Annotated in this window: 8 protein-coding genes; 2 read left to right on the top strand and 6 right to left on the bottom strand. The window is 65.5% G+C overall.

The window, feature by feature from the left end; genetic code table 11:
• Window positions 1-27: 27 nt before the first annotated feature.
• A complete protein-coding gene (locus G3545_RS28880) occupies window positions 28-1,656 on the bottom strand; it encodes a methyl-accepting chemotaxis protein (protein WP_170017721.1) in 1,629 nt (542 codons plus the stop codon).
• A 227-nt stretch (window positions 1,657-1,883) separates the two neighbouring features.
• Here G3545_RS28880 and G3545_RS28875 point away from each other — a divergent pair, with 227 nt between their 5' ends.
• On the top strand, window positions 1,884-4,685 hold the full coding sequence (locus tag G3545_RS28875; RefSeq protein WP_170017720.1) for an AAA family ATPase: 2,802 nt from the start codon (window positions 1,884-1,886) through the stop codon (window positions 4,683-4,685).
• Window positions 4,686-4,782: 97 nt separating this feature from the next.
• Window positions 4,783-5,817, top strand: coding sequence for an alpha/beta hydrolase (locus G3545_RS28870; RefSeq protein ID WP_246702614.1), 1,035 nt, complete (start codon window positions 4,783-4,785; stop codon window positions 5,815-5,817).
• 298 nt (window positions 5,818-6,115) lie between these two features.
• Here the strand turns inward: G3545_RS28870 and G3545_RS28865 are convergent, their stop codons facing one another.
• The 5 genes from G3545_RS28865 to tcuA all read right to left on the bottom strand — a co-directional run bounded on the left by G3545_RS28865 (window position 6,116) and on the right by tcuA (window position 12,955).
• A complete protein-coding gene (locus G3545_RS28865; RefSeq protein WP_170017719.1) occupies window positions 6,116-7,042 on the bottom strand; it encodes an isocitrate lyase/PEP mutase family protein in 927 nt (308 codons plus the stop codon).
• Between the two features lie 10 nt (window positions 7,043-7,052).
• Window positions 7,053-8,138, bottom strand: coding sequence for an ornithine cyclodeaminase family protein (locus tag G3545_RS28860; protein WP_170017718.1), 1,086 nt, complete (start codon window positions 8,136-8,138; stop codon window positions 7,053-7,055).
• 6 nt (window positions 8,139-8,144) lie between these two features.
• A complete protein-coding gene (locus G3545_RS28855; protein ID WP_170017717.1) occupies window positions 8,145-10,142 on the bottom strand; it encodes a tripartite tricarboxylate transporter permease in 1,998 nt (665 codons plus the stop codon).
• A 94-nt stretch (window positions 10,143-10,236) separates the two neighbouring features.
• A complete protein-coding gene (locus tag G3545_RS28850; protein WP_170017716.1) occupies window positions 10,237-11,340 on the bottom strand; it encodes a hypothetical protein in 1,104 nt (367 codons plus the stop codon).
• Between the two features lie 76 nt (window positions 11,341-11,416).
• Window positions 11,417-12,955, bottom strand: a complete 1,539-nt coding sequence (tcuA, locus tag G3545_RS28845; RefSeq protein WP_170017715.1) for an FAD-dependent tricarballylate dehydrogenase TcuA — start codon at window positions 12,953-12,955, stop codon at window positions 11,417-11,419.
• Window positions 12,956-12,976: the final 21 nt, after the last annotated feature.

The raw sequence follows: 12,976 nt of genomic DNA, 5'->3' as shown, positions 1-12,976 counted from the left end.
AACAGCAACGTCCGCTCTCCCGCTCGATCACGCGCGAAGCTTGAACCGCGCGATCGAGTTGCGCAGGCCACTCGAGACCAGGTTGAGCTCGTCGATGGCGAGGGTCGACTGTTGCAGCGATTCGACAGTCTGTTGCGCAGCCTCGCTAAGCTGAGACAGCGCATCGCTGATCTGTCCGGCGCCGGTCGCTTGCGCCTGCATGCCTTCGTTGGCGATCTCGAAGCGGGGTACCAGGCCCTGGACCTGCTGGATGATTTCGGAGAGCTGGCCCCCGACCTGCTGCACCTCCAGCATGCCGCGCCGCACCTCTTCCGAGAACTTGTCCATGCCCATCACGCCGCCGGCCACCGCCGACTGGATGTCCTTGACCATCTGTTCGATGTCGTAGGTCGACACCGCGGTCTGGTCCGCGAGGCGGCGGATCTCGGTGGCGACGACAGCGAAGCCCCGGCCATATTGGCCGGCCTTCTCGGCCTCGATGGCGGCGTTCAGCGAGAGCAGGTTGGTCTGGTCGGCGACCTTGGTGATAGTCGTCACGACCTGGTTGATGTTGCCGGCCTTCTCGCTGAGCACGGCGAGCTTGGCGTTGATGACGCCGGCGGCGTCCATCACATGGCGCATCGTGGCTTCCATGCGCGACAGCCCGGCCTGGCCCCCGCCCGCAAGCGTTGCCGTCTGCTCCGCGACGGCAGAGACCTCGTCCATGGTCCGCACCAGCTCGTTCGAAGTGGCGGAGATCTCCTTCGAGGTCGCCCCGATCTCGGTGGTGGTCGCGGCGATCTCGCTCGCCGTCGCCTGCTGCTCCTTGGACGTTGCAGCGACTTCCGTGATCGATGTGTTGACCTGGATGCTGGACTTCTGCACCTGCCCGATCAGCGTGGTGAGATCGTCGGCCATGGCATTGAAACCGTCGGCCAGCGTGCTGAACTCGTCGCGCCGCTCAAGCTTCGGTCTTTCACTGAAATCACCCTGTCGCATGACCTCGACAATATGCAGTAGCTTGCCGAGCGGCACGGTTATGGCGCGGAAGAGCAGGTAGCCGCAGAGGATCGACAGCGCGACCGCGATCAGGAAGCCGACGATCAGGCCGAGTTCGGCCGTTCGGACGACCGATACGATTCTCCTCGTCGAGTTGTCGGCTTCGCGCTGGTTGAAGTCGACCGTATTCTTGAGAGCCACCTGGATCTTCGAAAGCTGCGGCTCCAGCTCGTTCCGTATCGACGCGCGAATATCGGCATTGGAGCCACCCGTAGCAGCCCCGGCCAGCGCAGCATCCTCGGCCGGGAAGAATCGACCCGAAAGCGCCCGCAGCGCCTCGTAGTTGCGCCTGTCGTCCTCCGTATCGATCGTCGTCTGGTAGGCCGACATGAGGCGGTTCAGCGTATCGCGATTTGCGGCGATCAGGCCGGCAACGCGGCTCCGATCTGCTGGATTTTCCTGCAATGCGAATTCGCGCAGCAGGCTGTGCCCTTCGGCCCACGCAGTCATCATCTGCAGACTGGAAGAGAGCGCAGGGACCGTGTTCATCTCGACGGTTGTCGCCTCGCGCTCCGTCTCCAGGAACCAGTAGTAGCTGACGGCCGCTACGCACGACAGGACCGCCAACACGGCCAAGAAGCTCGCCAGGATCCGCTGGCGTATGGTCAGGTTCGTCATGGGGGCGGTTTCCGTCGTCCACGCGCAATTTTAGGGGCGCTATCGGCCAGAACCCCAACTTTCGGGCGCGGCCTGGCCGATAATCCTGGAAATCCTACCGCCTATTTGTTTCCGCTCCGTTTCGGCATGGCTCACAAACTTTCGGGAGCGGGCTGGAGCGGTCAAGTGGCTGTTTATAAACGAATAAGCTAAAGTAGGTTTGGCGTAGTGTCTCCAACGGTTGTGCGATGGCCAAACTGACGAACAAGCCACGCTCGCCGCAACAGAAACAGCGTGCGAGCGCCCGATCTGCGCCCCTTGTCCTGCAGGGTCGGGAGCAAGACATTGCCCTTATCCATCATTTGGTTGACCGGATCGATCAAGGTGGTTCGACGCTCGTTATCAGCGGCGAGCCCGGGATCGGGAAATCTGCGCTCCTCGAGGTCGCAAGGCACCGAGCGAGTGAACGCGGCGTTTCCGTACTGAGCATGACCGGCGTCCTTGCCGAGGTTCATTTGCCGTTCGCAGCACTTGAGCAGGCGGTGCGCCCGCTGATGAAGCGGGCCGTGGGCCTGGTTCCCCGTCAGCGGTCCGCTCTGCTCGCCGCCTTCGGCATGCAGGACGACATGGGCGCGCCCGACATCTTTCTGGTGGCGCTTGCGACCCTGAGCTTGCTGACCGAACGCGCTGCACGCACGCCCATACTGCTCATTGCCGACGATGCGCAGTGGCTGGATCAGGCGACCTATGACGTGCTGGCCTTTATCTCGCGCCGGCTGAGCTCGGACCCCATCGCTCTCCTGGTGGCCATGCGCGATGGCTTCAATCGTCCATTCGGCGATGCCTCGACGTTGCGACACCGGCTTTCAACACTTGACGTTGCCGACGCCGAACACCTGCTGGATGCGCACGCGCCGGATCTTTCAGCCGATCTGCGCAGCCGCTTCCTAAAGGAAGCTTCCGGTAATCCTCTGGCCCTTGTGGAACTGCCCCGTGGCGAGCGGGTGGCAGACGCCCGGGATACGCCGTGGCTTCCGCTGACGGAGCGCCTGGAGCGCGCCTTCTCAAGTCGTTTGTCGGAACTCCCCAATACGACCCGAACGCTGCTGTTCGTTGCGGCGGAAAACGACGAGACATCGCTCCACGAAATCCTGCATGCCTGCGAAGCAGTGTTGGGCGAGCGCGTGGGCGTCGATGCCCTGACGCCTGCGATCGCCGCCAAGCTGATCGAGATTGACGGAACGGAGGTGCGGTTTCGCCACCCTCTGGTTCGCTCGGCCATGCATCAGGCGGCCGATCTGGCGACCCGCCAGCGCATCCATGCCGCGCTCGCGGCGACCATTCGGGGTCAGCTGGATCGTCAGCTATGGCATCGTGCGTCGGCGATCATCGGATCTGACGATGAACTCGCCGGCGAATACGATCAGATGGCAACGCGCGCGCTGCGCCGAGGTGCAGTGGCCATGGCGATCGAGGTCATTGAAACCGCAGCGCGACTAAGCAGCACCGCAAGAGCCAAAAGCGACCGGCTTTTGCGGGCCGCCGAACTTGCCGCTGACCTGGGACAGCCGGAACTGCTGGAACGTCTGTTGGGTCAGGTCGATGTGGACCAATCGCATCAACTCGCACCGGTACGGATCGGGTGGTGTCGAGAGATCAGCAAGCCTCCGACGATCGACGATCCCGCGAAGATCCCTGCCTTGATTGGCTTCGCCGCCCAGGCTTACGCCGCCGGCGCGAAGGATCTGGCAAGCAACCTCCTGTGGCGCGCCGCGCAACGCTGCTGGTGGAGCAACGCCAGCGACGAACTGCGCACACGAATCCTCATCGCGGCAAGCCAACTGGAGTTGCCGGAGACGGACCCCCGCTCGATCGCGATAACTGCCTATGTCGAGCCGCTTCGGCTGGGAGGCGCCGTGCGCGTCAAGCTCCAGCGGCTTTCTGAAACAAGGGACGGTGATCCTGCTGTAGCGCGGATCCTCGGAAGCACCGCCAACGTCATAGGCGCCTTCGACCTCGGCGTAAGCCTTCTCGCCGAATCCAGTGCCGCGCTGCGCGCGCAGGGACGGCTGAGCGATCTCGCGCGCGTTCTCTTTGCGCAGGGGTGGGCCGAGATGGAGGTCGGCGATTGGCCGGGAGCCATGAGGGAGGCCGAGGAGTCCGTCCGCTTCGCCGAAGAGACCGGCGGCACCCTGTGGATCGCCGCCGCCACGATCGTGAAAGCCAAGCTCGCCGGAATGCAGGGCAATCTTGAGCAATCCGAAGCGCATGCGGCGCACGCCGAACGCCTGGTGCTGTCCATCGGTGCCAGTTTCCTGCTCGCAATGTTGCAGATTGCGCGCGGCATATCCGCGATCGGAGCAGGCCGGCACTGGGAGGCCTACGAGCATCTGCGACGCCTTTTCGCGCCCGCCGATCCGGCGTTCAATCCCGGCCTTCAATTCTTCGGTCTCGCGGATTTCGTGGAAGCCGCCGTTTTCTCCGGGAATGCTGAAGCCGCCCAAGGCGTCATCGACGAGGTCGAGCGCGTCTCGGCTCCAATCCCCGTGCCGTGGGTCGAGACGATGCTGTCCTACGGCAAAGCGTTGCTCGCAGCGCCTGCAGACGCCGAACCATTATTCTTGCGAGGTCTTGGACCTGCAGCGAAGAAGTGGCCATTTTTACGAGGACGTCTTCTGCTGGCTTATGGCGTGTGGCTGCGCCGCCAGCGCAGGCCCGCCGATGCGAGGGCCCCGCTGCGTGAGAGCCGTGACATTTTCGATGCGCTCGGCGCTTCGCCCTGGAGCCACCGCGCACGAGAGGAACTGCGCGCTTCGGGCGAGGCCAGCCGCCGGCGAACCGAGCACGCGTGGGAGGCGCTGACCCCACAGGAGCTTCACATCGCCCAGCTCGCTGCCGAAGGACTCTCGAACAAGGAAATCGGCGCCAGGCTCTATTTGTCTCACAGAACCGTTGGCTACCACTTGCATCGGATCTTCTCGAAGACCGGCATCACGTCGCGGTCCGGGCTACGCCCCATCGTTGCCGAAGCACGCCATACCGCGAGCTGACCGCCGATCCGTCATCGGACTGGTCATTTGACAGAAGCGGCATCCCCTCCTCGCAGGCTACTTCGGCGGTTGCGTGCAACCTCCTCGGAGCATGACCGTGAAGTTCCTCACCTCGCTCGTAACATTCAGCCTCGGAGCAAGCCTTATGATCCAGCCCGTCCAAGCGGCCCCGAATGCCGCCACCGACCCTCGGATCGATCCCCAGGTTCGCGCCTTCCTGCAGGAGATCAACAAGGACTCGAGCCCGTTCTGGGAACTCCCCCAACCGAAACCCCAGGAGATCCTGACTGGCCTTCAGAACAAGACGCCCGTCGACATGTCGGGGGTGAACACCACCGAGCAGACCATCACCCAGGATGGTCAAACCGTGAAGATCTACATCATGAAGCCCGAGCAGATCACCGGCAAACCCGGCGTGCTGCTGTTCATTCACGGTGGCGTCTGGATCGTCGGCAACTTCCAGAACCATCAGCGTCTGCTGCGTGATCTGGTGGTCGGCTCCGGCCAGATCGGAGTGTTTGTCGAGTATACCTCCTTGCCTGAGGCGCGCTTCCCCACTCAGCTCGATCAGTCCTATGCCGCACTGAAATGGGTCGCGGCTCACGCCGAAGAGTTCAATGCGGACGGTAGCCGGATCGCGGTGGCGGGCAACTCGGTGGGCGGTAACATGTCGGCAGCGCTGGCGCTCATGGCCAAGGACCGCAACGGCCCGAAGATCAGCTACCAGGTGCTGATGATCCCGGCCACCGATGCCAGCGTGGATACCGCGTCGTACCATGAATACGGCACCGGACGGTTTCTCGCCCGCGCGTTCATGAAGTATGGCTGGGACTTGTACGCGCCGGACGCCAAGACCCGCGACAACCCTTATGTATCGCCGCTGCGCGCCAGCCTGCAGGAGCTGCAGGGGCTTCCCCCGGCCCTGGTCATCACCGCGGAAAACGATCCGTTGCGCGATGAAGGCGAAGCCTACGCGCGCAAGCTCAAGGAGGCTGGCGTTTCCGTGATCGCCACCCGTTACAACGGGATGATCCACGATTTCGTGCTGCTTAACGGCATCCTGACCAACCCCGAGCCTGAGGCCGCGATCCGGCAGATGTCGGCCGAGATCAAGGCCCATCTGGCGCCCTGAGCCAGATCGCGAGCAAGGGGACAGCCATCCGTATCAAGCAAGACCGGCGGCGGTGCCAAAGCACCGTTGCCGCCCCCATACCCAAGTATGGGCCCGCATTACCTAGCGGATGATTCTCAGGCGACCGGCGGTAAGCGATCTTCTCGTCACTGGCCGCCCGCTCCCCCGTCCCCTCCCGACCGGGCCGCCACATCCTCCTCGGGAGGCTCGCCCAACCCGCGGCGAGCCTCCCGATTTTTTGCCGACGTCGCCGGCGATCAGTGACCGGCCAAAGGCAGCACCGACAGGGGGTCGACGCTCATGGCTCGCCCCCGGCCTCGTATTTGCGGGCGACGTGCTCCTCGTCGAGGAAACGGCGCTCGATCTCCATGTATTCGGCGTAGCCCATCAGCTCGGTGATCTCGCGCATATCGGCGACGAGGTCGGGCCGCTCGATCATCACGTCGCCGTCGATCGCCTGGCGCATCACCGCGAGCGCCTGCGTCATGCCGTGGATGGCGGCGGCGGGAAGCAGGCGCGACAGGCTGACCCAGCGCACGCCGATCTCACGCAATTCGCGCACCGACATCAGCGGCGTGGTGGAGCGGGTGCGGATGCCGAAACCCATATTGATCCGCACCGGAATGTCTACGGCGGCGACGAGGCGCTCAATGTCCTCGCGCCCGCGCACGGCGTCGGGGAAGATCACGTCGGCGCCGGCCGCTTCATAGGCCCTGGCGCGCGCCGCCGTGCCCTCGATGCCTTCCACGGCGATGGCGTCGGTGCGCGCGATGATGAGGAAATCCTCGCTCGCCCGGGCATCGACCGCGCTGCGGATCTTGCCGACCATCTCCGCCGTCGGGATCACCTCCTTGCCGGCGAGATGGCCGCAGCGCTTCGGCGCCAGCTGGTCCTCGATGCTCACCGCCGAGACGCCAGCGTCCTCGAAGGCGCGCACCACATAATGCACGGTAGCGGCATTGCCGTACCCGGTCTCGGCATCGGCCGAAATCGGCAGGCTGGTGGCAGCGACGATGACGCGGCAGGCTTCGAGATTGTCGCGCACCGAGAACAGGCCGACATCGGGCACGCCGAGCCGGGAATTAGCGAGGCCGGCGCCGGTGGTGGAGACCAGCGCGAAGCCGGCACGCTCCGCGAGGCGGGCGCTGTAGCCGTCATAGACGCCGGGCGACACCAGGATCGGCTGCTCACTGAGCAGCGGGCGGAGGCTGCGCCGTGCGTCCAATGCTGCGTCCTCAATTGCGAATGGATTGCAGGAACAGCGCGGTATCGAGCGTGCGCCCGGCACCTGCGGCGCGCGCCCGCTCCACCAGGCGCCCGCACACCGCGGCGAATTGCAGGCCGTATATGTTGCCGCGCTCGGAGAAGGTGATCTGCGCGTCGCTGGTGCGCCCGCGCCCGGGATCCGTCAGCAGCTCGGCGAAACTCACGCGGTGCTCCGCCGGCACATCGGCATAGCGCCGCGTACCCGCGTGCGCCGCCTTGCCGCCGACCTCCGAAAAGGTGAGGCATTCGTCGGCAAAGGCGAGCCCGCCCAATTCCACCGGGACCTGGGAGAGGCCGAAGCGCAGCGCCACATCGACCCGGGCATTGGCTTCCCGATCGAGCGTGCCGCCGATACAGGTGACATGCATGCCCGGCTCCAATTGCCGGCCGAAGATCACCGGGCCGATGGCGCTGGCGCAGGAGGCGACGAGATCGGCGCCGCGGCAGGCCTCGTCCGGATCATCGAGCGCCACCGCCTCGATGCCGTGCCGCTCGGTGATCTCGCGGGCGAAGGCCTCGCGATTGGCCGGGGTCGGGCTGAACACCCGCACGCTGGATATGGGCCGCACCGCGCGCATGGCGTCGACATGGGCACGGGCCATGCCGCCGGCGCCGAGAATGGCGAGCACCGAGGAATCCGGCCGCGACATGTAGCGCGCACCGAGCGCGGAATCCGCGCCGACCCGCATCTTCTGCAGGAGCCCGTCATGGAGGATGGCGGCGAGTTCGCCGCTGGCGCGGTCGAACACCAGGATCAGGCCCATATAGGTGCCGGGCTCTATGCAGAACTTCTCCTTGCGCGGCCTGCCGTCGACCAGTCGCTGGAACACCATATCCGACTTGATGCGCAGCGCCGCATATTTGCCGGCCATGCCCAGGGTCACGCCGAGCTGGTAGTTGGCGCCATTGGCGTCGGGAGCGGATTGCAGGTCGATGCGCGACGTGCTCACGCCCTCACCGCCGGCAAAGGCGCGGTAGGCGATGTCCTCCGCTTCCACGAATTCACGCGCATCGATCAGCGGGGCGAGTTCGTCATTGTCGAGCAGCAGCGTCATGTCGGATCAGCCTCCGCCGAAGGGCGGCGGCAGCCGCACGAAATCCTGCAGCAGGCCGCTGGCATACTCGGCCTGCAGCACCTCGCCCATGGCATAGAGGAACAGGCCGAGGCCGAGCGCCATCAGGATGGAGAACAGCCAGGAGGCTTCCCCCAGCTTGCGCAGGAAGAGGCAAACATAGACCGGCGCGGCCATGAAGAAGCCGATGAAGAAGGCGAGCCCGGGTAGCGCCGCCATCAGGCCGGCCAGTGCCAGCGTGCTGCGGGTGCCGCTCTCGCCGCTCTCGCGGGCCTCGGCGTCGGCGTCATAGAGCAGGCCGGGCGAGGTGCTCCGGCGCAGCATCTGCACGGTGACGATCGCCAGCATGGTGAGGCAGATCGCGGCGACGATGAGCGGGAACACATTGGCAAGGAAGCGTAGCCGGCTTACATCGACGGCCAGTGCCACCACGAACGCCGTCAGCACGCCGACGAAGACCAGTTGTGGCCAGATCACCCGGCGCGATGCGTCCGACACTCCCGAGGTCTCGGTGGACATGCGCACCTTGGCGCGCACCGCGAAGAAGATGGAGATGATGGCGACGGCGAGGATGGCGAGCGCGATCGGCCGCAGGAAGATGTCGAGACCGTAGATCTGCACCGTGCGGTAGAGCGACGCCTCAAGGCGCTGCGACAGCACCAGGCCGATCAGCAGCGCCGGCCGCGACCAGCCGAAGCGCTTCATATAGATGCCGACCAGCCCAACCACGAGCAGCGCAACGAGGTCGCCCCAGTCGGTCTTGGCCTGGTAGCCGGAGAAGAAGATCATCACGATGACGAACGGCGCCACCAGCGTGAAGCGGATCGCGGTCAGCGTTGCGATCGGCCTGGCAAGGCCCATGCTGATGATGGTGGCGAGCACATTGGCGATCGCGAGCGACCAGATGATCAGATAGATCAGGTCGACATGGTTGGTGACCATGGTGCGGCCGGGCGTGATGCCGATCACCACCAGGCCGCCGAGCAGCAGCGCCATGGTGCCCGAGCTCGGAATGCCGAAGAACAGGGTCGGGATGAGGTCGCCGCCCTCCTTGGCATTGTTGGCGGATTCCGGCCCGATGACGCCGCGCACGTCGCCTTTGCCGAACTGGCTACGGTCCCTGGATGATTGCAGCGTGTGGCCATAGGCCACCCAGCCGACGATGCCGCCGCCCATGCCGGGCAGGATGCCGGTGAGCGCGCCGATCGCCGAGCAACGGATCACCAGGCCGAAATTCTTGATGACGTCGCGTATGCCCTGGATCCAGCCGCGGCCGACAAGGTCGACCTGGGAGATAGCGTAGTGCTGGCGCAGCACGTCGATGATCTCGGGCAGCGCGAAGGCGCCGAGCGCGACGATGACCAGCGGCACGCCGTCCGACAGATAGAGCGAGCCGAAGGTGAAGCGATATTCGGCGGTGGCCTGCGAGGAGCCGATGGTACCGATCAAGAGTCCCAGCGCGCACGAGGCGAGGCCCTTCACCACGTTCTCGCCGGTCAGCATGCCGACGAGGGTGAGCGAGAGCACCACGAGCATCAATTGCTCGCCGAAGCCGATGGCGAGCAGCAGCGGGCGGGCGCCGACAAAGGCGAAGGTCAGCACCAGCGCGCCGAACAGGCCGCCGATCAGCGAACCGCTGAACGCCGCGCTGAGGGCGCGGGCGCCCTCGCCCCGCTTGGCCATGGGAAAACCGTCGAGCACGGTCGCCGCCGCCCCTGCCCCGCCCGGCACGCCGATCAGCACCGAGCTGAAGGTATCGGAGGTCGCCGGCACCGCGGTCAGGCCGATCAGCATCGCCAGCGCCGGGCCGGGATCCATGCCGAAGATGAAGGGCAGCACCAGCGCCATGCCGGATAGCCCGCCAATGCCGGGCAGGATGCCCACCACCATGCCGAGCGCCACGCCGAACAGCAGATAGACGAGATGCGGACCGGTGAGCAGTTGCACCAGGGCCGGCACGGCGTACTGAAGGACGGAAAAGTCCATGGAAATTCCCAAGCGCGACGGGTGTCGAGCCCGCGGCAAGCAACGAATGGGGAAAAGGGGCCGGCCGCTGAATGCGGCCGGCCGTCCTGGAGGATCAGTCGGCGACGGCGATGTCGAAGCGCTGCTTCAGCCAGTCGCGCAGCCATTTCTGCTGCTCGGGGGTCATGCCGAGCCCGGCCTTGAACACCGCCTCGGAGGCGGCGCCGACGCTCTGCGGATATTCGCCGAGCACCAGCTTGGCCTGCGGACCGGTGAGGATGTCGGAGCGCAGCGCCTCGGCGGCAGCCTTGGTGTAGACATCCTCGATGTCCTGCGGCGTGCCGGGCGGCAGCACCAGCATCTTGGAGCCCATCACGCGCACATTGAACAGCGCCTTCCACACCGCATATTCGATGCCGGACAACGGCTTGCCGTTCACCTTCTCATAGAGCTCCAGGAAGGTCGGCACGTCCGGCAAGGTCGGGTCGCGGACGATCTTGCCGTCGACCTCGAGGCCGAAGGTGAAGAGCGGCGTCGCGGTGCCCTCATCCACCAGCGGCTTGACCTCTTCCGCCCAGGAGGCGGCGTTGTCGTACTTCAGCGAGAACTCGCCGCGCTCGAAGCCGGCGCGGGATTCCGCGTTGCTGAGGCCGAACACGTTCTTCTGCCGGATGCCCAGCAGGTCGAAGCTGAGCAGCGCCGGCAGGTCCGACGAGGTTGCGCCCGAACCGCCATAGACCGGGGGCTTGGCGATCAGCTTGCGGACATTCTCGACATAGTCCTTTCCGAGGCCGAGATCGGTGCGGGCATAGGCCAGGAGGCCGAAGGGCGAGGTGACGAACGGGCGGAACTCCGGCAGCGGATAGGCCACTGCCGAGTCCTTGAGAATGTACTGGAAGAAGGTGCCGGTGCCGATCGCCGCGATCATCATGCCGTCGGGACGGGCATCCTTATAGAATTGGTTGATGCCGCGCACCGAACCGCCGCCATCGATGTTGCGCACGATGATGGTCGGCTTGCCCGGCAGAGCGCGCTCCAGCGCCAGCGCGTACAGGCGCCCATGAATGGTGGAGCCGCTGCCCTCCTGATAGGGGATGATCAGCGTGACCCGCTTGCCGGCGAGATCCAGCGCGCTTGCCGGCGCGATGCCGGCGATCGCCGCCAAGGCGGCGATGCCGGCCAGCAGGCTTTTCCATCCGAAACGCGTGTCTCGTCTCATGTCGTTCCCTCACCTCGTTACGGCCGGATTCTGCGTCCGGATCCAATGAAATTGGCGTCGTGAAGCACTGTTGGCGTCAGATCGCTTCGGCCATGGAGCGCGTCGCATAGGCGGCGGCATGGGCGCCGGCGAACCGACCGAAGGTGGCGCCGGACATCAGCCCGGTGCCGCTGGCGTAATTCTGGAAGAACAACCCGCCGACCATCTCGCCGGCGGCATAGAGGCCGGGGATGACGCCGCTATAGAGGTCCTCGACCTCGGCATTCGCGCTCACCTTCAAGCCGCCGAAGGTGAAAGTGACGCCGGTGGTGACGTGGTAGGCATGGAAGGGTGCGGTATCGAGCGGGTTGGCCCAGTTCGACTTGTCGAGCGCGAGCCCCTGCGTGGCGCGTCCGTCGAGGACGTTCGGATTGAACGGCACGTCGGTCCGGCAGGCGGCGTTGAAGGCGTGCGCGGTGCGCAGGAAGGCCTCGGGATCGACGCCGGTGAGCTTGGCCGCCAGTTCCTCCAGCGTGTTCGCCTCAGCCTTGGTGACACGTCGGATGCGGTATTCGCCGCGCAGCAGATGGCTGACCTTGGCGTCGAACACCTGCCAGGCGAACATGCCCGGCTGCTTCAGGATCTCGCCGCCATACTTCGCATAAGTGTGGCTGTGGAAATTGGCGCCCTCGTCGAGGAAGCGCTCGCCCTTGGCATTGACGACGATGCCGAACGGATAATTGTGCTTCTGGAACTGGTCGCCGATGGTGAGGTCGCCGAACGGCGGCGCGTTCACGTCCCAGGCGACGGAATGGCAGCCGGACCAGTTGCCGTGCGGACGCGCGCCGGCGCGCAGCGCCATCATCAGCCCCTCGCCCATATTGAAGCGGGTGCCGCGCACCTTCGCCATGTCCCAACCGGGGCCGAGATAGCGGGCGCGCAGTTCCGGATTGGATTCGAAGCTGCCGCAGGCGAGGATTACCGCGCCGGCCTCGATCTTCACCCGTGCGCCGCGATGGCGAGCGATGAGCCCGGTCACTGCGTCGCCCTCGCGCAGCAGCTCGATCGCCGGGGTGTCGTAGAGGATGGGAATGCGGCGGCGCTCGGCATTGGCATAGAGCGCCTTCAGAAGCTCGCTGCCGCCGCCCCAGATGTGCAGCGCGAGGCCGCCCCAGAACTTGAACTTGCCGTCGACCTTGTAGGCCTGCCGGCCGAGGCCGGGCTGCAGCTTGACGCCCTGGCGGGCGATCCATTTCGCCGTCTCGAGGCTGGAGCGCACCAGCAGCTCCGATAGCTCCGGATCGGTGCGGTACTCGGTCAATTCGAACATGTCGTCGAGGAACTGCTCCTCGGAATAGGAGCCGTAATCGACATTGTCGATCTCGTCCTGCGTCATGCCGGGATAGACTTCGCGCAGATCGTCGACGCCGCGATAGGCGAAGCGGAAGGCGCCGCCGGTAAAGTGCGAATTGCCGCCGCGCTCTTCCTCCGACGCGGCCTCGAGCACCACGACGCGCGCGCCGGCCTCATGGGCGGAGATTGCCGCGCACAGCGCCGCATTGCCGCCGCCCACCACCACCACATCCGGCCTGGTGCGCAGCGCGTCGTCGATGTTGCTCGGGCTCGGGTCCGACATATCTACTCCCTGAAGTGTTCT

Source organism: Starkeya sp. ORNL1 (assembly GCF_012971745.1).
Lineage (GTDB): Bacteria > Pseudomonadota > Alphaproteobacteria > Rhizobiales > Xanthobacteraceae > Ancylobacter.
This window is presented reverse-complemented; position numbering and strand designations above follow the sequence as displayed.